The organism is Duganella sp. Dugasp56, assembly GCF_047304105.1.
Lineage (GTDB): Bacteria > Pseudomonadota > Gammaproteobacteria > Burkholderiales > Burkholderiaceae_D > Rugamonas > Rugamonas hordei.
The window spans coordinates 56,155-76,720 of the sequence record NZ_JBGLYQ010000014.1; the positions used below are offsets into that span (position 1 = coordinate 56,155).

Sequence of the window (20,566 nt, forward strand, 5' to 3'; positions counted from 1 at the left end):
TTTCCAGAATGCAATCTGGTCATTGTATCGTGTCAGTCACCTATCGAAAAAAGCATTGAGCTGATCTTCCAGCCATCTTCCGAGCGCACCATCTGCCAGCTCTCGCTGCCGCGATTGGTCACCTTGTCGTCGACAAGGAAGTCGAAATCGAACCAGACCGAGGCGACAGCGCCATTGGTATCGATGCGCACGTTGTAGAAGCGCTCCTCGACTGGCACCTTTGCGTCCTGGATAAATTTGGAGAACTTCTTCCAGCTCGAAGGGAACACCTTGGGCGCCTGCGGATTGAGCGCCTTCACCTTCTCCCATTTCGCCTCGTCGGCAACCGACAACCAACTGTCGTGGTTCTGCAGGAAGAGGTTGGCAAGGGTATTGCCGTCACGAGCGATGATTGCAGCCTTGAATTGCTCGACCACCTTTTCTATTGGCGCGATGTCGGCCGCATGGGCGCCGGCAGGTTTATCCGCGGCATGTACCGGGCTGGCCAGGCACAATGCAAGAAGGGTGAGGGAAAGTAAAACGCGCATGGAAAGTCCCGAGGTATGAAAGTTTTCACCTTAGGCGATAGCCGGACCGTGGTCTAGCCGAATGCGCCGACCCGTGCATAAACTGCGACCGGTTGGTTAAAACTTGGCAGTCAAACGAGGACTAAGCCGCTGTTATCAGTGGTCAGCGCATGGCGTTCCTGTACGCCTTGGGTGAGCTGCCGTTGAGGCGTTTGAAGGCGTTGCTGAAGGCGCTCTCGGACGTATAGCCGAGCGAACGGGCGACCACGGCGACCTGCGTGGTTTCGTCCCGCAAGGCGCGTTCGGCTAGGCGCATGCGCCATTCGGTCAGATAGGTCAGCGGCGCCACGCCGGCGACGGTCCGGAAATGCACCGCGAACGAGGTGCGGGACATCGCGCAGGCCTTGGCCAGTTCCTCCAGATGCCAGGCGCGGGCGGGATCGCCGTGCATCAAGCGCAGCGCCGGCGCGATGCGTGGATCGCCCAGCGCCCGCAGCCAGCCGCTGGGCATGGCGCTGGTGGTCTTCAGGTGGGCGCGCACTATCTGGATGAAGAGAAGCTGCGCGAGTTGCGCCGATACCAGCTGCGCACCTGGCAGCTGGGCAACGCCCTCTTCCACCAGCTGGTCGAGCAGCCAGCGGAAGGTGGTCGCCTGCGGTGACGCAGCCGGCACGTGTATCCAGGGCGGCAGTACGTCCGCCAGCAAGCGGCCGCTGGCCGGGTCGAGCAGCACGTGGCCGCCGATATGCTCGAAATCGTTGCCGTCGCCCAGCGTCGCGCTGCCGCCGGCAAACACGCTCATTGCGTCGACCGGCACCGCATCGGGATCGCTGCCCAGCACGAAAGAGCGCTTGGCGGTCAACAGGCCGACGTCCCCCGTTTCAAAACGCACCGGTTCCGCTTCGCCGTCTATGCTTACCCAGCAAGCGCCCTTTACCACCGCAAAGAACTTGATTTTTTCCGGCGCAGGAAAACGGACGGCCCACCTCCCTCCCGCCTTGAAACCGCCGGTGACCAGCGATTCGGCGTTGGTGAATTTGAGAATGTCGGAAAAAGGATCGGTGCTCATTTTTGTACTATCGCACAAGTAGCGCGCATTTTGAAGCATTCACAGTACCAAATTCCCGCCATATCATTCCCTTGCCGTTTTTTCGGACCAAGGAGATTTATATGAACAAAGAAAAACCAGTACTCGTCACCGGTGGCACCGGGTTCATCGCCCAGCACTGCATCCTGGCGCTGCTGCGCGACGGATATCAGGTACGCACCACCGTCCGCTCGCTGGCGCGGGAAGCGGAAGTACGGGATAACCTCAAGACCGGCGGAATGCGGCCGGATGACCACCTGTCCTTCGTTGTGGCCGATCTCACCGCGGACGGCGGCTGGGCCGAGGCCGCCGCCGGCTGCGCCTATGTGCTGCACGGCGCCTCGCCGACGCCGTCGGGCGACCAGACCCGCGAGGAGGATTGGATCCAGCCCGCCGTCGAAGGCAATCTTCGCGTGCTGCGCGCGGCGCGCGATGCCGGGGTCGAGCGCGTGGTGCTGACCTCCGCCTTCGGCGCGGTCTGCGCCGGACACAAGCAGATGGAGCGCCCGTTCGACGAGACCGACTGGAGCGATCTGAGCGGCAAGGTGTGGCCTTATCAGAAATCGAAGACGCTGGCCGAGCGCGCGGCCTGGGATTTCATCGCCCGGGAAGGCGGCGGGCTCGAGCTCTCCGCCGTCAACCCGGTCACCGTGCTCGGCCCGGCGCTCGGCGCCGACTACTCGCATTCCATCCGCCTGATCAAGGGCATGATGGAGGGACAGGCCTGCGCGCGCATCAATACCGGCCTGGTCGATGTGCGCGACGTGGCCGACCTGCACCTGCGCGCCATGACGCATCCGTCGGCGAGCGGTCAGCGCTTCCTCGCCATCGCCGGCGAAAGCATGTGGCTGGCCGACATCGCCAGGGTGTTGCGGCATCGTATGGGCCCCGCCGCCGGCAAGGTATCGACGCGGGTATTGCCGAACTGGCTGGTGCGCCTTGGCGCCCTGGGCAATCCGTCATTGAAAGGAGTCACGCCGCTGCTGGGACTGAACCTGAACGCCACCGGCGAAAAGGCGCGCCGTCTGCTCGGCTGGACGCCGCGATCGCGGGAGGAGGCCATCGTCTCCACCGCCGGCAGCCTGATCCAGCTTGGCCTGCTGAGATAAGCAACGGTCAATAGCAGCGGTCAATACATCTCCGTGCTAACCTTTAGGCTCCTTCCGCAACAACAACCCCAAGGGAATCGGCCATGCATATCCTTGAGTCTGACGCCCGCGCCGCCGAGGCGGCCCTGATGGACTGGCACCGCGCGCTGGAGGCCCATGACTGGGACGCGGTCGACGCCGGCTTGACAGCGGAATTCGTCAAGATCGAGCATGACCGTATCTTCGATAAGGCCGCCTTGCTGGCGTTGCTGACACCCAGCGCCGCGCTGGGGCGGCAACGGGCGTTTCTGCACGGGTTTCGCACCCAGGTGCAGGGCGACGTCGCCTGGACCACGGTGCGCAACGATGCCGTCTGGATCGCCAACGATGGCAAGGAAACCGCATACGGTTTTCTGGAAACGGCGGTCTTCAAACGCGAAGGCGACGCCTGGCGCATCGATCGCTATCACGCGACCCGCCTGGCCGCGCAGACCAAGGCAACCGGGGCTTGACGGGCGCTTACCTGGCGCCGCCGCAGGCCACGGCCATGCCGTCGGCCGATTTCAGGCACGTCTGGGCTTGGCCGCCGCAGGCGACGGCACGCCCGTCGGCTGAGCGTTCGCAGACTTGAGCCCGGCCGCCGCAGGCCACCGCGCGGCCGTCGGCGGATTTCTCACAGTATTCGGCGCGGCCGCCGCAGGCGACCTGCTGGCCGTCCGCCGACTTGCCGCAGAGTTCCGCGGCGCCACCGCAGCTCACCTGTCGGCCGTCCGCCGACGTTTCGCACACCGCCGCGCCGCCGCTGCGCGCGGACGCATTGGGCGACTGCGGGATGATAGTCATGCAGCCCGCGCATAGGAGCGATGTCAGCAGGGCCGTTACGGCGGAGAGTTTGGTCATGGCGTTATCGAAGATGTTGGACAGGCCAGCACGATACACCGGAACCGGTCGTTGTTGCAATTTTCACATTTCGCGGCAAAAATGGCGGCTGTTCAATTAACAACAGGATCACCGATGACCGACCTGAGCCACGACAGCCACCCGCAGCTGAGCAAGCACCGCATCGAAGCGCTGGTCGACGGCATTTTCGCCGTCGCCATGACCTTGCTGGTGATCGATCTGCGCCTGCCCGAGCATGCCCATCTTGCCGGCGAGGCGGAGTTGCGCGGCGTCCTCGTGGGCCTGATCCCCAACCTGATTTCGTGGCTGATCAGCTTTTTCGTGCTGGCGATCTTCTGGATCGCCAACCATCGCCTGTACAGCTACGTGCGCCACGCCGATCCGGGCCTGCTGTGGCTGACCATCCTCAACCTGGCCGGCGCCGCGCTGCTGCCGTTCGCCTCGGCGGTCAACAGCCAGTTCCCTTCCTTTACCGGCCAGCTGATCTATTCCGGCGTGATGATCTGGATGGGCGTGTCCGCGCTGTTGCTGGCGCGCCGCATTTATCACCATCCCGGCCTGTGCGTGCATCCGATGGCGGAAGGCGCCTACCGCGCGACAGTGGTGCGCAGTTGCGGCGTGATGGCGATTGCGGCGCTGGCCGCCGTCATCAGTTATTACGAGCCGCGCCTGTCCAACGCCGTGTTCGTGCTGATGTCCACGCTGCGTCCGATCGGCAACCGCGTCGAGCGCCGTTATGCGCCGGCTGCGGCCTGAGTCAGACCTCGCTCCACTGCCGCAGCAGGTTGTGATAATGGCCGGTCAGGCCGACCAGTTCCGCACAGTCGCCCAGCCGCGCGCGCAGGCTCTGGATGTTCTGGTCCAGCTCCAGCAGCATGCCGCGGCGCATGTCGTCGCGCACCATGCTCTGGGTCCAGAAGAAGGAACACACCCGCGCCCCGCGCGTGACCGGCTCGACCCGGTGCACGCTGGTGGACGGATATAAAATCAGATCGCCGGCCGGCAGCTTGACCTCATGTTCGCCATACGCGTCGGTGACGATCAACTCGCCGCCGTCGTATTCGTCCGGATCGCTGAGGAACAAGGTCGACGAGACGTCGGTGCGCAGCCACTGGCCGCCCGGCGTCATGCGCCGCATCGAGCCGTCGACATGGGCGCCGTAGTGCTCGCCGCCGGCGTAGCTGTTGAACAGCGGCGGACAGGTGCGCAGCGGCAGCGCGGCGGAGAAGAACAGCGGACTGTGCGCCAGCCCCGCCTGCACGATCGCGCCCAGTTCCTGCGCCAGCGCCGAGCCCTCGGCCAGCTGGCGGTTCTGCTTGACCTGCGCGCCCTGGGCGCCGACGGTGGCGCGGCCGTCCACCCAGTCCGACTGGTCGAGGCGGCGCCGCATCGCGGCCACCTGTTCGCGGCTCAGCACGGCGGGAATATGCAGCATCATGATCATCTCCTTAAAATGAAAAAGCCCCGCCGGTGAGGTCGGGGCCCAGCTACACGACAGCGGGTGCGGCGCTTAGAACTTGAAGTTGGCCGTCACGCTGGCCGAGCGCGGCGCGCCCGGGGTGTAGCGGTAGCCCGACTTGTTGATCGCCTGCACATACTGCTTGTCGGCCAGGTTGTAGACGTTCAGGCGCAGGTCGACGTGCTTGTTGAGCGGGTACGAAGCCATGGCGTCGTAGACCCAGTATGAATCGGCGTAGGCCGGGGTGCCGACGGCGCCGTCGGTGCCGCGCAGCAGCTTGTCGCTGAAGCGGGCGCCGCCGCCGATCTGCAGGCCCATCGGCAGCGTGTACGAGGTCCATGCGGTGAACGCCTGCTTGGGCGTGTAGGTCAGCGCGTTCTCGCCGCTGGCGGTGGTCAGCTTGCCCGATTCGATGCTGGTCGACATGCGGGTGTAGCCGGCGCTGATCAGCCAGTTGCGCATCAGTTCGCCGGTCACGCCCAGCTCGATGCCCTGCACGCGCTTCTTGCCGTTCTGGTAGAACTTGGTCGAGTCGGTCGGATCGACTTCGATCTCGTTCTTCACTTCGGTGCGGTAGGCGGCGGCCGACAGAGACAGTTTCTGCTTCAGCAGATCCCACTTGGTGCCGAACTCGTAGTTGGTGGTCACCTGCGGATCGTAGTTCGGGTTGGCGGCGCTGTTGGCCGCCGTGCTCAGCGTGAAGGTATTGCCGCCCGGTGGAGCTTTCGACGTGGCGACCAGGCCGTAGACGCTGCTCTCGGCGGTCGGCTTGAACAGCACCGACAGCTTGCCGTTGATCAGGTTGTCGCCCGATTCCAGCGAGGTCGGGATCCTGGTGCCGATCGGCAGCACTTGCGGCGTGGCCGCCGCCTGCAGCGCGATGCCGTTGAAGGTGGTGTTGTAGTGGTCGACGCGCACGCCGCCGTTGATGATCCACTGGTCGCCGAACTTGGCGGTGTCGAAGGCGTACACGCTCTCGGTGCTGGTCTGGCCGTTGCCGTTGGCGCCGTTGCGGCCGTAGGTCAGCGTGACCGGCGCGTTCGGGTTCGGGTGGTAGATGCTGGTGTCCGGCAGCGCGCCGGAGATGGCCGCCCAGGTGTAGTTCAGCTGCTTCTCGTTGGTCAGCTCGAGGCCGCCGACGATGGTGTGCCTGACCGCGCCGGTGACAGCGTCGAAGGTGATGGTGGTCTGGTTGGTGACGATCTCGTTCGACTGGTCCTTGAAGTTCAGGTTGGTGCGCTTCAGGGTCCAGCTGTCGGGATTGCTGTCCTTGTTCACGGTGGCCGTCGGCAGGTTGGCGGTGGTCGCCGTGAACGAGGTCAGCAGATAGCTTTGCGTGGTCTTGCCCCAGCGGGTGGTGTTCTGCAGCCTGGCGCCGCCGGCGAAGTCGTGCTCGACGCGCACGGTGAACATGTCGGCCTTGACGTCGTCATGGTCCAGCGTCGAGCCGTAGAAGTTGTTCGGATCGACCGGCTTGGCGCTGCTCAGGAACGGACGGGTGGCGTCCGGCGTGGTGTAGCCCGGCAGGCCGATGGTCAGCACGCCGCCGTCGGGGATGTTGTTTTGCTTAACGTGCAGCAAGTCCAGGTAGACGCGGGTCGGGCTGTTCAGGCCGAACGCCAGCGTCGGCGCGACGGCCCAGCGCTTGTTCTTGACCACGTCGCGCGCCGGATTGCCGCTGTCCTGGTCGAGGATGTTGAGGCGGAAGGCGGTGCCGGTGTCGGCGTTGATCACCTGGTTGAGGTCGGCGCTGGCGCGCTTTTGCCGGCCGCTGCCGAAGGTGACGGCGCCGCTGTAGGCGTTTTCCAGCAGCGGCTGCTTGCTGACCAGGTTGATCGAGCCGGTCGGCGAGCTGCGGCCGTTGTCGGTGCCGGCCGGGCCCTTGAGCACGTCGATCTGTTCGATGTTGAAGGTGTCGCGCGAGATCGAGCCGACGTCGCGCACGCCGTCGACGTAGATGCTGCCGGAGGCGTCGAAGCCGCGCATGTAGATGGCGTCGCCGGTGTTGGTGCTGCCGTTTTCGCCGAGGAAGAAGGCGCCCACGCCCGGCGTGTTGCGCAGCGCTTCGGTCAGCGTGACGGCGCCTTGCTGTTCGATCAGCTCCTTCTTGATGACGCTGATCGACTGGGCGGTGTCGACCAGTTTTTCGGTGTACTTGGCGGACGAGGCCTTGTCGGCCTTGAAATCGTTGAGGGTGCTGCCCTGGACCTTGATTTCCTGCAGCGTCTGGTTGGCGCCGGCCACGATCACCGGCGCGCCGGCGTCGCCCTTCTCGGCGGCGTGGGCGGCCACCGGCAGCAGCATCACGGCCAGCGCCGCACCCATATGTTGGTTGAAGCGCGATTGCGCGTGTTTGCGGCTCTTGATCATTTCAGGCGTCTTTCTCAAAGAATATAGCGGCTGGCTGCGCTTGATTCTTCTCTGAAGACCGCGTCTGGCTGCCGGGTTGGCTGTATTTCAACCCGATAAGAATAGCAAGTTTCCTTACATTTGTAAATGCGAATTATTATCAATACTATTCGTTTGTAACGCCGCCATCACGGCCGGCGCTCAGGATTGCTCGCGTTCGAGCCAGGCGCGGGCCCGCGCCAGCGTCTGTTCCAGCTCGGCGCGCACCGCCCGGTAGCGTTCGTCGAGCTCGTCGTTGCGCTGGCCATTGATGGCGTCCTCGGCGGCGATGGTGGCCTCGACCAGGCGCTTGGCGCCCAGCACCCCGACCGCGCCGCGCAGGCTGTGGAAGGCGCGGGCCGCGTCGCGCAGCCGCCCTTCCTGCAGGGCCTCGCCGGCCAGGTCGACCGGCGCCATGCCGGTGTCGAGGGCGCCGCGCACCATCTTGAACATCACCAGGCGGCCCTTGGGATCCTTGCCCATCACCCGCATCAGGCTGTCCATATTGAAGATGCTGGCTTCGTCGACGGGGGCTGGCGGCGGTTCCGGCGGAGGTTCAGGCGCCGCCGCCGCGTCCAGCCTGGCGGGCAGGTTGCGCAGCAGCACGACCATCATTTCCTCCACCTCGATCGGCTTGGGGATGAAGTCGGTGATGCCGACCTCGGTGCAGCGGTGGCGCTCGGAACCGAGCACGCCCGCCGTCATGGCGATGATCGGCAGCGTCAGCCGCAGTTCCTTGCGCAGGATGCTGGTGGCGGTAAAGCCGTCCATCACCGGCATCTGCATGTCCATCAGCACCAGGTCGTAGTGGTTGGCGCCGGCGCGCAGCAGCTCGACCGCCTGGCTGCCGTCGCCCACCACGTCCAGCTCGGCGCCGGCCAGCTCCAGGATGCCGCGCGCCACCGCCTGGTTGAGCGCGTTGTCCTCCACCAGCAGCAGGCGCACGCCGGTCAGGCTGCCGGCGATGCCCTGCTCGGCAGCCGCCTGTTGCGCGCCGTCGCTCTTGTCCGCCAGCGCCTGGTGCAGCGCGTCGAACAGGTTGGAACTGGTGATCGGCTTGACCAGCACCACGTCCGCCTCCGGCGCGTTGGAGATTTCCTCCAGGCGGTCGCGGGCGAAGGCATTGACCATCACCACGATGGGCTGCTTCTGGCCGGCCGCCGCCGCGCGTATGCCCTTGGCGGTGGCCAGCCCGTCCATGCCGGGCATGTGCCAGTCGGCCAGCACCACGTCGTAGTGCTGCTGCCGCGCCTGGCCCTGGCGGTAGCGCAGCAGCGCCGCCGCGCCGGAATCGACTTCGTCGGCGTGCCAGCCCCAGGCCCGTATCAGCTTGGCGATCACTTCCCGGCTGGTGCGGTTGTCGTCCGCCACCAGCAGGCGCAACTGGCCCAGCGCGGGCCGCCGGCGCTCGTCCGGCTGCTCGGGCAGGATCTCGAACGGCAGGCTGAACCAGAAGGTCGAGCCCTGGCCCGGCACGCTGTCGACGGCGATCTGCCCGCCCATCAGCTCAATCAAGCGCTTGGTGATGGCCAGGCCCAGGCCGGTGCCGCCGAAGCGCCGCGTGATGCTTTGGTCGGCCTGCGAGAAGGCGTTGAACAGCTGCGCCAGCTGGCTGTCGGTCATGCCGATGCCGGTGTCGCGCACCTCGAAGCGCAGCAGCGCGTGCTGGTCCTCGCGCGCCTCCAGCTCGACACCGACCACCACCTCGCCGTGCTCGGTGAACTTGATGGCGTTGCCGGCCAGGTTGACCAGGATCTGCTGCAGCCGCATGGCGTCGCCGCGCAAGTGCCGCGGCACGGCCGGATCGACGCTGATGGCCAGCTCCAGTTCCTTGTCGCCGGCGTTCATCGTCATCAGCGTGGCCAGCGAATTCATCGTATCGTCCAGCGCGAACTCCACCGGCGACAATTCCATGTGGCGCGCCTCGATCTTGGAGAAATCCAGCACGTCGTTGAGGATGCCCAGCAGCGACTGGCCGGACACCCGCACCATGCTCAGGTATTTGCGCTGCTGCGTGGTCAGCTCGGTATTGCCGAGCAGGTAGGCCATGCCCAGCACAGCGTTCATCGGCGTGCGGATTTCATGGCTCATATTGGCCACGAACTCGCTCTTGGCGCGGTTGGCCGCCTCGGCGCGGTCGCGTTCGCGCTCCAGCTCGGCGGCGCGCGCCTCCACTTCCCTTTGCAGGCGCAGGCGTTCGGTGATGTCGGAGATCACCGCCAGCACCTTGGTGCCCTGGTCGGTGCGCACCGCGCTCAGGTTGATCTCGAGCGGGAACTCGCTGCCGTCGCGGCGCAGGCCGTACAGCGCGGCGCCGCTGCCCATGCGCACCGGTTCGGCGCTGAGGCGGTCGGCGAAGAACTTCAGGCGATGCGCGGCGTGCTGGCCGCGCAGCCGCTCCGGCACCAGCACTTCCAGCGGCTGGCCCAGCACCTCGTCGCGGCTGTAGCCGAAGCAGCGCTCGCCTTCGCGGTTGAAGGTCTCGATGGCGCCGTCCACGCCGACCACGACGATGGCGTTCGGCGCGAATTCCACCAGGCTTTGCAGGCGGGCGTCGGCCGCCAGCCGCTCGTGCATCAGGTCGTTGAACGCGGTGGTCAGCTGGCCCACCTCGTCCTGCGCATAGGTCGGCAGCGGCGTGAAGCGGCCGGGATTGTCGCGCAGCGCGACGATGGCGTCGCGCAGCTTGACCAGCGGCGCCATCAGACGCAAGGTCACCCAGCCGATCAGCAGCGCCGCCAGCAGCGAGGCCAGCCCGCTCCACAGCAGCAGGCGGTACAGCACGCCGTCGAAGGGCTCGAACGCTTCCTTGGCCGGCAGCGAGGCGCACAGCACCCAGTTCACCGATTTCAGCGACTTGTAGCTGTTGAGCGCGCGCTGGCCCGAACCGTTGATGCTGTCGAGCGTGCCTTCAAAGCCGTGCTCCAGCGCCAGCGTGGTGGCCGCGTTGGCGTTGGGCTGGCGCGGCTGCAGCAGCCGGTTCAGCTCGGGATGCAGCACATACACCGGCGCCGGGCCCTTGGTCAGCGCGAAGTAATAGCCGCTCTGGCCGACCTTGGCGTTGCGCAAATGGCCGAGCAGATTGTCCTTGTACAGGCGCAGCACGCCGATCAGCACGCCTACCACCTCGCCCTTGGCGTTGAGCACCGGGGCGATCATCTGCACGATGGGTTGCTTGTTGACCTTGCCGATCAGCGGTTCGGTGATCATCGGCTTGCGGGTGCGCATCACCGTCTTGAAGTATTCGCGGTCGGAGGCGTTGATGCCGACGCGGCCCGGCACCACCGGCAGGTCGGCGATCAGCTGGCCCTGCGGGCTGAGCACCAGCAGGTCGTCGAACAAGGCCAGCACGGCGCGGTCCTGGTAATAGTCGCGCAGCTGGTCGGTGGACCTGGCGATGCCCGGCGGCTGGTTGCGGGCGGACACGGCGATGATGTCGAGCAACATCATCAGCTTGTCGTCGAGCTCTTCCGCGGTGCGGTTGATCAGCGCCGTTTGCTGGGCGAACAGCACCTTGGTGAAGTCTTCCTGCATGCGCTGGGTCTGCACCACCGTCACCAGCGCGATCATCAGGATGGAGGTGATGCTGGTGGCCAGCGCTACTTTTGCCTTGATACCGGGTGACTTCATCGCATCCTTCACAATCGGGCGTGGGTGGGATCAGTCTTAAACGCTAGGGAATTCTCCTATCAAAGGGCGGCCAAGGCAACAGGATAAGAAATATTTTCGACGGCGCGAATCGAAATGGCCTGAAGCGGCCTCTTAGTAGCCGAGGGACTTCCTCTGCGACACAAGGAGAGCATAATGTTTTATGTGAAAAACGTACCGAACTGGGAGCGCGCGCTGCGCGTCATCGCCGGCCTGGCCGCCATCTACCTGGGCCTGGCCGTGCTGGGCGGCATGTGGGGCACGGTGGTGGCGGCATCGGCGGCCGGCATCGCCGGTTCCGGCCTGTTCGGCTTCTGCCCGATGTGCGCGCTGGTCGGCCGCCGGCTCGACAACGCCGCCAAACAAGGCAAAATCTAGGGAACGCATGAGTCTGGCCGAACAACATCTACCGGTGCTGGACGCCGCCCATCGCGGCGATCCGGCGGCGCTGGCGCAGCTGCTGCGGCTGTGCCAGCCCGATATCCGCCGCTACGCCCAGCGCAACTGCCTGATCGGCGACGTCGACGACGCCGTGCAGGAAGCGCTGCTGGTGCTGTCGCGCCGGCTGTCGTCGGTGCGCATGCTGGCCGCGTTTTCCGGCTGGCTGTTCCAGGTCGTCAAGCGCGAATGCCACCGGCTGGGCCGCGCCGCGCTGGGCCACGATCCGTGGGACGACGAGCGCGCCGAGCAATGGCTGGCCAGCCAGGATACGGCCGGCCTGCGGCTGGAACTGGTCAACGCGCTCGAATCGCTGCCGGCCGATTACCTGCAAGTGGTGTTGCTGCGCGATTTTGCCGAACTGTCGATCGGCGAGATCGCCGAACAGCTCGGTCTCACCACGGCCGCGATCAAGAGCCGCTTGCATCGTGCAAGGCTGATGGCGCGCGAATACCTGATCGGCTGAGTGCGGCGTAGCCTGGTCGAGGCTTAGTCGGCGCTCAGCGTCACCTCGCGCTGCCCCGGCCAGCTCCACGTGCCGGCCAGCCGCCAGTCGCGTTTTTCGCCTTCCACCAGCACCACCCAGCGGCTGCGCTCGAGCATCGGCAGGTTGATCTGGAACGCGCCGAATTCGTCCGGCTGCACCACCAGCTTGATGTCTTTTTCCGGCAATGTCGCATGCGACAGGTGCACGAACAGCCGCTCCGTCCTGCCGTGATCGTCGGTGCGGCGGCGCAATTGCCCCGCCAGCAAGCCCTGCGTGGCGTCATAGCCCAGCGACACCGACAGGCCCAGCGACGACGCCAGGCGGTCGCGCCGCAAATCCTGGTTGATCGCCTTGCCCTGCTTGTAGTAGTCGCCGACCACCAGCGCGTCCTGCTGCGAGAACGCCAGCCAGCCGGTATAGGTGCCGGCCACCACCACCAGCGCCGGGCCGGCCATCAGCAGCCACGGCCAGCGCTGCTTCCACCACGGCGTCGCCGTGGCCATCGTCATTGTTACGCTCATCTTGCTCTCCTTAACGCGGCACGAAAAACACCGCGTGTTCTTCCACCCGCAGCGACGGTTGGTCGACCGCGGTCAGTTCGATCTCGATCTTGTTCGAGCCCGGATGGCCGGCGCCGTGCGCCGTGCGCAGCCGGATCGCATGGGCCTTGGTTTCGGTGCCCTCGACCCGCACCAGGTCCGGCGTCACCTGGGTCAAGGTTGCCAGGCCGCTGACGGCGATGCGGTAGGTGTGGGCCTGCTCGGAAGTGTTCATGATCTGCAGCCGGTAGACGTTTTCGATCATGCCGTCCTCGACCTCGCGGCCCATGGCGCCGCGGTCGCGGATCACGTCCAGCTTGAGCGGCGTGCGCAGCGCCAGCGCGGTGCCGACGCCGATGACGATCAGCGCCAGGATGCCGGCGTAGATCTTCACGCGCGGGCGCAGCGTGCGCTGGCGGATCTCGGTCGGCGTGTAGTGCATCAGCATCGCCCGCTCGGTGCTGTAGCGGATCAGGCCGCGCGGCTGGCCTATCTTGTCCATCACGCCGTTGCAGGCGTCGACGCAGGCGGCGCAGCCTATGCATTCATACTGCAGGCCCTCGCGGATGTCGATGCCGGTCGGGCATACCTGCACGCACATCGAGCAATCGATGCAGGAGCCGCCGTTGCCGTTTTCGGTTTTCGACAGCGGGCCGCGCGGTTCGCCGCGCGCGCTGTCGTAGGTGATGATCAGCGTGTCGCGGTCGAACATCGAGCTCTGGAAGCGAGCATACGGGCACATGTACTTGCACACCTGTTCGCGCATCCAGCCGGCGTTGCCGTAGGTGGCGAAGCTGTAGAACACCACCCAGAACCATTCCCACGGGCCGAAGTTCAAGCTCAGCACCTCGCCACCCAGCAGCTTGATCGGCGTGAAATAGCCGACGAAGGTGAAGCCGGTCCACAGCGCCACCGCGCCCCAGGCCAGGTGCTTGGCGCTTTTCTTCGCGAACTTGCGCGCCGAGGGCGGTTGCCGGTCCAGCAGCATGCGGGCGCTGCGCTTGCCTTCGATCTTGCGTTCTATCCACAGGAAGATCTCGGTGTACACCGTTTGCGGACAGGCGAAGCCGCACCACACCCGCCCCGCCACCGCCGTCGCCAGGAACAGCAGGTAGGCGCAGATGATCAGCAGCGCGGCCAGGTAGATGAAGTCCTGCGGCCACAGGACCAGGCCGAAGATGTAGAACTTGCGCGCCCCCAGGTCGAACAGCAGGGCCTGGCGACCGTTCCATTGCAGCCACGGCGTGCAGTAGAACGCCAGCTGCGTCAGCCAGACAAACAGCCAGCGCAGGCGGGCGTAGCGGCCGCTGGCTTCGCGCGGATAGATTTCCTCGCGGGCCGCGTACATCTTGATCACTTGTGGGGCTGCATCGGTCATCGCATCAGTCCATCAAGGCGCGGCGGCGGGCGCGGCGGCCATGGCGGGTATCGCCGCCGGCGCGCCGGCGTCGTTCGACAGGCTCCACACGTAGGCGGCCAGCACGTGCACCTTGGCGTCGCCGAGGAAGTCCTCGAACGCCGGCATGGTGGTGGTACGGCCCTTGCGGATGGTTTCCATCACGGTCTCGGCGCTGCCGCCGAACAGCCAGATCTTGTCGGTCAGGTTGGGCGCGCCGAGGGCTTGGTTGCCGGTGCCGCCGGCGCTGTGGCAAGCCATGCAGGCGCCGAACTTGTCCTTGCCGAACACCACCTTGATCGGATCGGCGGTCGAGCCGGACAGGCTGAGCACGTAGTGCGCGACGTTTTCCACGTCCTTGTCCGAACCGAGAGCCGCGCCCATCGGCGGCATCATGCCGGTGCGGCCGTGCAGGATGGTTTCCTTGATGGTTTCCGGCGCGCCGCCGAACAGCCAGTCCTTGTCGGTCAGGTTGGGGAAGCCCTTGTTGCCGCGCGCGTCCGAGCCGTGGCATTGCGCGCAGTAGGTCAGGAACAGCCGCTCGCCGATGGCGTGCGCCTTCGGATCGGCCGCCACCGCCTTCAGGTCCTGCTTCTGGTATTGCGCGAACAGCGGGCCGTAGTCGGTCTCGGCCTGCTTCAGCTCGGCCTGGTACTGGCCGGACGATTTCCAGCCCAGCTTGCCGGCGTAGGCGCCCAGGCCCGGGTACAGGAACAAATAGGCCAGGCCGAACACGATGGTGATGTAGAACAGCCACATCCACCAGCGCGGCATCGGCGTGTTCAGCTCGGTCAAGTCTTCGTCCCACATGTGGCCGGTGGTCTGGCCGGGCTGGCCCTTGACCTTCGATTGGGAGAACAGCAGGATGCCGCAGCCGGCGATGCCGAGCAGGGTCAACACGGCGATGTACAGGTCCCAGAAGCCGTTGGTGAAGTCAGCCATGATGGGCCTCCTTTTCAGCGTCCTCGTCGTCGAACGGCAGTTGCGCCGCCGTGGCGAAGTCGGCTTCCTTGTTGTGGATGAAGGCCCACCACAGGATACCGGCGAAGGTGATGAAGGAAATCACCGTCATCACGCTGCTGGCGCGGTCAAACAGAGTGTCGATAGCCATGCTAGTTCCTCGTCTTGATCAATGTGCCCAGGCCTTGCAGGTAGGCGACCAGGGCGTCTTCTTCGGTCTTGTCTTTCAGCTCGGCCGGGGCGGCGGCGATCTCGGCGTCGGTGTAGGGATCGCCCAAACGCTTGAGCGCCTTCATCTTCGGCACGATGGATTCCGGCACCAGCGACGTCTGCGCCAGCCACGGGTAGTTGGGCATATTCGATTCCGGCACCACGTCGCGCGGATTGGCCAGGTGGGTGCGGTGCCATTCGTCGCTGTAGCGGCCGCCCACGCGCGCCAGGTCGGGACCGGTGCGCTTGGAACCCCACTGGAACGGCCGGTCGTAGACGAACTCGCCGGCCACCGAGTAGTGGCCGTAGCGCTCGGTCTCGGCGCGGAATGGACGCACCATCTGCGAGTGGCAGTTGTAGCAGCCTTCGCGCACATAGATGTCGCGGCCGGCCAGGCGCAGCGGCGAATAGGGCTTCAGGCCCGCCACCGGCTCGGTGGTGGATTTCTGGAAGAACAGCGGCACGATCTCGACGGCGCCGCCGACGCTGACCACCAGCGTCACCAGCGCGATCAGCAGCCAGGGGTTTCTCTCGATCCAGTCATGTGAAAATTTCGATTTCATACTGTGCTCCGATATCAGGCGTGGCCGGCGGCCAGCGCGGGAATGCGTGCCACGGCGGTGTCGCGGTTACGCAAGGTCATCCAGGTGTTGTAGCCCATCAGGCACATGCCGCTCAGGTACAGCAGGCCGCCGCCGAAGCGCACCACGTAGTACGGATAGGTGGCCTTGACGCCCTCGACGAAGGTGTAGGTCAGCGTGCCGTCCGGATTGACGGCGCGCCACATCAGGCCCTGCATCACGCCGGCGATCCACATCGCGGCGATGTACAGCACGATGCCGATGGTGGCGACCCAGAAGTGCACGTCGATCAGGCGGGTGCTCCACATCTTTTGCTGGCCGGCCAGGCGCGGCAGCAGGTAGTAGATCGAACCCATGGTGATGAAGCCGACCCAGCCCAGCGCGCCGCCGTGGACGTGGGCGATGCCCCAGTCGGTGTAGTGCGACAGCGCGTTGACGGTCTTGATCGACATCATCGGGCCTTCGAAGGTGGCCATGCCGTAGAACGACAGCGAGACGATCATGAACTTCAGGATAGGGTCGGTGCGCAGCTTGTGCCAGGCGCCCGACAGGGTCATGATGCCGTTGATCATGCCGCCCCAGCTTGGCGCCAGCAGGATCAGCGAGAACACCATGCCGATCGATTGCGTCCAGTCCGGCAGCGCGGTGTAGTGCAGGTGGTGCGGGCCGGCCCACATATAGGTGAAGATCAGCGCCCAGAAGTGCACGATCGACAGCCGGTACGAATACACCGGACGTTCTGCCTGCTTGGGAATGAAGTAGTAGACCATGCCGAGGTAGCCGGCGGTCAGGATGAAGCCCACCGCGTTATGGCCGTACCACCACTGTATCATCGCATCCTGCACGCCGGAGTAGGCGGAGTACGACTTGAACAGCGTGGCCGGCATGCTGGCGCCGTTGACCACGTGCAGGATCGTCACGGCGATGATGTAGCCGGCGAAGAACCAGTTGGCCACGTAGATGTGCTTGACCTTGCGCGTCAGCAGGGTGCCGAAGAACACCACCGCGTAAGAGACCCAGACCACGGCGATCAGCAGGGTGATCGGCCATTCCAGCTCGGCGTATTCCTTGCCGCGGGTCAGGCCCATCGGCAGCGTGACGACGGCGCTGAGGATGACCGCCTGCCAGCCCCAGAAGGTGAAGGCGGCCAGCTTGTCCGAGAACAGCCGCACCTGGCAGGTGCGCTGCACCACGTAGTACGAGGTGGCGAACAGGCCGCAGATGCCGAACGCGAAAATGACCGCGTTGGTGTGCAGCGGCCGCAGGCGGCCATAGGTCAGCCAGGGAATGTCCAGGTTCAGCGACGGCCATGCCAGCTGGGCGGCGATAATGACGCCCACCAGCATGCCGACGATGCCCCAGACCACGGTGGCGACTGCGAATTGCTTCACAATCTTGTAGTTGTAGTTCTGTGCAAGGTCCACTTGAAGTTCTCCCAAGAACGCTTTGATGATGTGTATCAAAGGTTACGGAAGTGGGACCCAAAAAACCTTGATGTGGATCAAAAAATTCCGGAACCAGCTAGTCCTCCGGCGGCTTGTCGTCATCCTGCAGGACGCGCAGCGCCGGGCCGACCAGGTCGTCGAACTGGCCGTCGTCCGAGGCCTTGAAAAAGATCCACAGCGCCACGAACACCAGCAGCACGCTGATCGGAACGAGCAGGTAGAGCGCATCCATCAAGAACTCCTTCTGAGTCGCAGCGCGTTGGCCACCACCACGGCCGAACTGAGCGCCATGCCGACGCCGGACAGCCAGGGATTGAGCAGGCCCATGGCCGCGGCCGGTATCGCCAGCAGGTTGTAGACGCTGGCCCAGGCCAGGTTCTGGTGGATCACCCGCATCGTGCGCGCCGCCACGCGCGCGCTGTCGGCCACGGCGCCGAGGCGCCCGTGCAGCAGCACCGCGTCGGCATGGGCCTGCGCCAGCGCGGCGCCCTCGCCCATCGCGAACGACACGTCGGCCGCGCTCAGCACGGCCGCGTCGTTGATGCCGTCGCCTATCATCGCCACCACCGCGCCCTGCTGCTGCAAGCGCTTGACGAAGGCCAGCTTTTCCTCGGGCAGGCAGTTGCCGACGGTGGTGTGGATGCCCAGCCGGTCGCCGACCTCGCGCACCAGCCTGTCGTTGTCGCCGCTCAGCAGCACCACGGTCTTGCCGGTCCGGTGGAAATAGTCGACGGTGGCCGGGGCGTCGTCGCGCAGGCCGTCGCACAGATGCAGGCACGCCAGCCATTGCCCCTCCACGCCGAGATAGACGGGCGTGACGCCGGCGCCGGCATCGTGCGGCGGCGCGGCGCCGCTCAAGCCGGCCACGAAGCCGGCGCTGCCGAGGCGGTAGCGCCGGTCGTGCACCATGCCTTCGATGCCGCGGCCGGCGGTTTCGCATACCTCGCCGGCCTGCCAGTCCTCGCGGCCGTGGTTGTCGACGGCGGCGCCGACAATGGCGCGCGCCAATGGATGGGCGCTGCCGGCATCCAGCGCGGCGGCCACCCGCAAGCAAAAGTCCGGCTGCATCCTCCCCAGCGGCTGGATCTTCCGCAGCATGGGGCGGCCATGGGTCAGCGTGCCGGTCTTGTCGAACACGATGTGCGTGGCGCGGTGCAGCGTCTCCAGCGTCTGCGGGCCGGTGACCAGCACGCCTTCGCGCAGCAGCCGGTCGGTGGCGGCGGCCAGCGCGGTCGGCGTGGCCAGCGACAGCGCGCACGGGCAGGACACCACCAGCACCGCGATGGCGATCGGCCACGCGCGCGCGGCGCTGTAGCCGTCGAGCCAGAACCAGAAGCCGAACGCGGCCAGCGCGAACAGCAGCAGCGCAGCCACGAACCAGGCGGCCACGCGGTCGGCCCACAGCGCGATGCGCGGTTTGTCGCGTCCGGCGCGGTCTATCAGTTTGATCAGGCTGGACAAGGTGCTGTCCTGCGCGCGGCGCGTCACGCGGGCGACCACCACGGTGCCGGCGTTGATGGCACCGCCCGGCAAGGCGTCGCCGACCGCCTTGGCGACCGGCGCGCTCTCGCCGCTCAGCAGCGACACATCCAGCAAGGTGCGGCCATCGACGATGACGCAGTCGGCGGGCACCGCCTCGCCCGGCTTGATCATGATGAGGTTATCCACAACCAGCGCGGCGGCCTTGACCAGCGTGGCGGCGTGGCTGTCCGGATAATTTTCCAGCAGCGTGGCGGAGGCGGGCAGCGCATGCTGCAGGCGCTCCAGCGCGGCGCCGGCCTTGCGGCGCGCGCGCAGCTCGAAGTAGCGGCTGCACAGCAGCAGGAAGATGAACATCGTCACCGAGTCGAAATACACGTCGCCGTGTCCGCGCACGGTGGCCGCCACGCTGGCGCCGAAGGCGGCGGCGATGCCCAGCGCCACCGGCAAGTCCATGCCCGGCGCGCGCGCCCGCAGGCTGGCCCAGGCGCCGCGCCAGAACGGCTGCGCCGAATAGCAGATCGCCGGCAAGGTCAGCAGCAGGCTGGCCCAGCGCATCAGCGTCGCCATGCTGTCGTCCAGCGTGCCGTCGTCGGCCAGATAGGCGGGGGCGACGTACATCATCACCTGCATCATCGACAGCGCGGCGACGAACAGCTGGCGTCCCAATGTCTTGGAAGCCTTGCGCTGCTGCTCGCCGTGGCGGCCGGCGTCGTAGGGATAGGCGGCATAGCCGATGGCGTGCAGCGCGGCCAGGATGGCGCCGGGTTCGCAAACCTCGCTGCGCCAGCGCACGTACAGGCGCTCGGTGGCGACGTTGAGCTGGGCGCTTTCCACGCCCGGCAGCCTGGCCAGGCGCTGCTCGATCAGCCAGACGCAGGCGGCGCAGCGTATGCCCTCGACCGCGAACATGGCTTCGCGGCTGTCGCCGTCGAGGGCGAAGCGGGGATCGGCGTTGTCGTACAGCTGCAGCTCGGGCGGCACCAGTTGCGCGCCGTCGGCGGTTGCCGCATAGCCGGCGCGATCGCGGTAATACGATTGCTGGCCGAGGTCGACGATGGTCTGCGCCACCGCCGCGCAGCCGGGGCAGCACATGGCGCGCTCGGCGCCGTCGATGGACACCTGCCATGCGGCGCTGCCGCCGGCCGGCAGCGGCAGTCCGCAGTGGTAGCAGACGCTTGCGTTGTGGACGCGCTCTACGAATGTGGTGTCAGGCATAAGCTATCCATCCATGCGGGCGTGAGGCCGCCGGCCGCGCGCGCCAGTCCCAGCATGCCAAAGGCCAGCACCAGCAGGCCGCAGGCGACGCGTACAGTTTTCTTCCGCAAGGCGCTTTGCAGGCGCGCGCCCAGCAGGCCCAGGCCGGTCAGCATCGGCAGCGTGCCGAGGCCGAACGCCAGCATCACCGCCGCGCCGTTGCCGGCCGAGCCGCTGAGCATGGCGGTCAGCAGCACACTGTAGACCATGCCGCACGGCAGCCAGCCCCACAGCAGCCCGAGCGCGAACGCCTGCTGCGGCCGGCGCGCCGGCATCAGCGCCTTCATCATCGGCGCCAGCACCGGCTGCGCGCGCCGCCACAGCACGCGGCCGCCCTGCTCCAGCAGCGCCAGGCCGCGCCAGGCGTCCATCAGGTACAGGCCCAGCGCGACCAGCATCAGGTTGGCCAGCCAGTAAAAGGCCAGTTGCGCGCCGGCCAGCGCGAGCATGTCTTGCGCGCCGCCCGCGAGGCCGCCCGCCAGCGCGCCGGCCGTCATGTAGCTGGCGATGCGGCCGGCGTTGTAAGCCAGCACGCGCGGCAACGCGCTGTCGGCGACCTGCACGATGGCGACCACCCTGCGCGCCGGCTGCGCGCTGGCCGTCAAGGCGCCGACGATGCCGCCGCACATGCCGATGCAGTGGACGCTGCCCGCCAGGCCGACCACAAACACGGGCAGTAGCTGCAGGGCGTTCATGAT

General features: G+C 66.3%; 20 protein-coding genes. 5 read left to right on the forward strand and 15 right to left on the reverse strand.

Annotated elements, in window-relative coordinates; genetic code table 11:
- Window positions 1–32: 32 nt before the first annotated feature.
- Together ACCD07_RS11830 and ACCD07_RS11835 are read right to left on the reverse strand one after the other, a co-directional pair.
- Window positions 33–527 carry a hypothetical protein gene (locus tag ACCD07_RS11830; RefSeq protein ID WP_176653248.1) on the reverse strand — a complete coding sequence of 165 codons (495 nt, stop codon included), beginning with the start codon at window positions 525–527 and terminating at the stop codon, window positions 33–35.
- Between the two features lie 142 nt (window positions 528–669).
- The gene (locus ACCD07_RS11835) at window positions 670–1,614 is read right to left on the reverse strand and encodes an AraC family transcriptional regulator (RefSeq protein WP_353401778.1); all 945 of its coding nucleotides are present in this window, start codon (window positions 1,612–1,614) and stop codon (window positions 670–672) included.
- A gap of 62 nt (window positions 1,615–1,676) precedes the next feature.
- Between ACCD07_RS11835 and ACCD07_RS11840 the strand changes: the two genes are divergently transcribed.
- Window positions 1,677–2,702, forward strand: coding sequence for an SDR family oxidoreductase (locus ACCD07_RS11840; protein ID WP_413447440.1), 1,026 nt, complete (start codon window positions 1,677–1,679; stop codon window positions 2,700–2,702).
- Between the two features lie 83 nt (window positions 2,703–2,785).
- Window positions 2,786–3,193, forward strand: a complete 408-nt coding sequence (locus tag ACCD07_RS11845; protein WP_413447441.1) for a YybH family protein — start codon at window positions 2,786–2,788, stop codon at window positions 3,191–3,193.
- A gap of 7 nt (window positions 3,194–3,200) precedes the next feature.
- Here ACCD07_RS11845 and ACCD07_RS11850 read toward each other — a convergent pair whose 3' ends face one another.
- The gene (locus ACCD07_RS11850; RefSeq protein WP_176653254.1) at window positions 3,201–3,581 is read right to left on the reverse strand and encodes a hypothetical protein; all 381 of its coding nucleotides are present in this window, start codon (window positions 3,579–3,581) and stop codon (window positions 3,201–3,203) included.
- A gap of 114 nt (window positions 3,582–3,695) precedes the next feature.
- Between ACCD07_RS11850 and ACCD07_RS11855 the strand changes: the two genes are divergently transcribed.
- Window positions 3,696–4,337, forward strand: a complete 642-nt coding sequence (locus ACCD07_RS11855) for a TMEM175 family protein (RefSeq protein ID WP_176653255.1) — start codon at window positions 3,696–3,698, stop codon at window positions 4,335–4,337.
- Between the two features lies 1 nt (window position 4,338).
- On the opposite strand, the gene ACCD07_RS11860 is transcribed toward ACCD07_RS11855, so the two are convergent.
- The 3 genes from ACCD07_RS11860 to ACCD07_RS11870 form a co-directional block, all read right to left on the reverse strand.
- Window positions 4,339–5,019, reverse strand: a complete 681-nt coding sequence (locus ACCD07_RS11860) for a Fe2+-dependent dioxygenase (protein ID WP_413447442.1) — start codon at window positions 5,017–5,019, stop codon at window positions 4,339–4,341.
- A 72-nt stretch (window positions 5,020–5,091) separates the two neighbouring features.
- A complete protein-coding gene (locus ACCD07_RS11865; RefSeq protein ID WP_413447443.1) occupies window positions 5,092–7,410 on the reverse strand; it encodes a catecholate siderophore receptor Fiu in 2,319 nt (772 codons plus the stop codon).
- Between the two features lie 180 nt (window positions 7,411–7,590).
- Entirely contained in the window at window positions 7,591–11,058 is a 3,468-nt protein-coding gene (locus ACCD07_RS11870) for a response regulator (protein ID WP_413447444.1), read from the reverse strand.
- 174 nt (window positions 11,059–11,232) lie between these two features.
- Between ACCD07_RS11870 and ACCD07_RS11875 the strand changes: the two genes are divergently transcribed.
- Window positions 11,233–11,454 (forward strand): DUF2892 domain-containing protein, encoded by a 222-nt coding sequence (locus tag ACCD07_RS11875; RefSeq protein ID WP_413447445.1) that lies wholly within the window; start codon window positions 11,233–11,235, stop codon window positions 11,452–11,454.
- Window positions 11,455–11,461: 7 nt separating this feature from the next.
- On the forward strand, window positions 11,462–11,980 hold the full coding sequence (locus ACCD07_RS11880) for an RNA polymerase sigma factor (RefSeq protein ID WP_413447446.1): 519 nt from the start codon (window positions 11,462–11,464) through the stop codon (window positions 11,978–11,980).
- 23 nt (window positions 11,981–12,003) lie between these two features.
- Here ACCD07_RS11880 and ACCD07_RS11885 read toward each other — a convergent pair whose 3' ends face one another.
- From ACCD07_RS11885 to ACCD07_RS11925, 9 genes are all read right to left on the reverse strand, one after another.
- Entirely contained in the window at window positions 12,004–12,522 is a 519-nt protein-coding gene (locus ACCD07_RS11885) for a FixH family protein (RefSeq protein WP_176653261.1), read from the reverse strand.
- Window positions 12,523–12,532: 10 nt separating this feature from the next.
- Window positions 12,533–13,918, reverse strand: a complete 1,386-nt coding sequence (ccoG, locus tag ACCD07_RS11890; RefSeq protein WP_413447447.1) for a cytochrome c oxidase accessory protein CcoG — start codon at window positions 13,916–13,918, stop codon at window positions 12,533–12,535.
- Between the two features lie 12 nt (window positions 13,919–13,930).
- Window positions 13,931–14,878 carry a cytochrome-c oxidase, cbb3-type subunit III gene (gene ccoP, locus ACCD07_RS11895; protein ID WP_176653263.1) on the reverse strand — a complete coding sequence of 316 codons (948 nt, stop codon included), beginning with the start codon at window positions 14,876–14,878 and terminating at the stop codon, window positions 13,931–13,933.
- On the reverse strand, window positions 14,871–15,047 hold the full coding sequence (locus ACCD07_RS11900) for a cbb3-type cytochrome oxidase subunit 3 (RefSeq protein WP_176653264.1): 177 nt from the start codon (window positions 15,045–15,047) through the stop codon (window positions 14,871–14,873). Before ACCD07_RS11900 ends, ccoP begins: the two co-directional genes overlap by 8 nt.
- A 1-nt stretch (window position 15,048) precedes the next feature.
- On the reverse strand, window positions 15,049–15,669 hold the full coding sequence (gene ccoO / locus ACCD07_RS11905) for a cytochrome-c oxidase, cbb3-type subunit II (RefSeq protein ID WP_413447448.1): 621 nt from the start codon (window positions 15,667–15,669) through the stop codon (window positions 15,049–15,051).
- Between the two features lie 14 nt (window positions 15,670–15,683).
- On the reverse strand, window positions 15,684–17,111 hold the full coding sequence (gene ccoN, locus ACCD07_RS11910) for a cytochrome-c oxidase, cbb3-type subunit I (protein ID WP_353401753.1): 1,428 nt from the start codon (window positions 17,109–17,111) through the stop codon (window positions 15,684–15,686).
- Window positions 17,112–17,208: 97 nt separating this feature from the next.
- Window positions 17,209–17,364 (reverse strand): cbb3-type cytochrome oxidase assembly protein CcoS, encoded by a 156-nt coding sequence (gene ccoS / locus ACCD07_RS11915; protein WP_176653267.1) that lies wholly within the window; start codon window positions 17,362–17,364, stop codon window positions 17,209–17,211.
- The gene (locus tag ACCD07_RS11920) at window positions 17,364–19,829 is read right to left on the reverse strand and encodes a heavy metal translocating P-type ATPase (protein WP_413447449.1); all 2,466 of its coding nucleotides are present in this window, start codon (window positions 19,827–19,829) and stop codon (window positions 17,364–17,366) included. Before ACCD07_RS11920 ends, ccoS begins: the two co-directional genes overlap by 1 nt.
- Complete coding sequence (locus ACCD07_RS11925) at window positions 19,808–20,563, reverse strand: sulfite exporter TauE/SafE family protein (protein WP_413447450.1); 756 nt, start codon at window positions 20,561–20,563, stop codon at window positions 19,808–19,810. The genes ACCD07_RS11920 and ACCD07_RS11925 overlap by 22 nt, the downstream gene beginning before the upstream one ends.
- Between the last annotated feature and the right edge of the window lie 3 nt (window positions 20,564–20,566).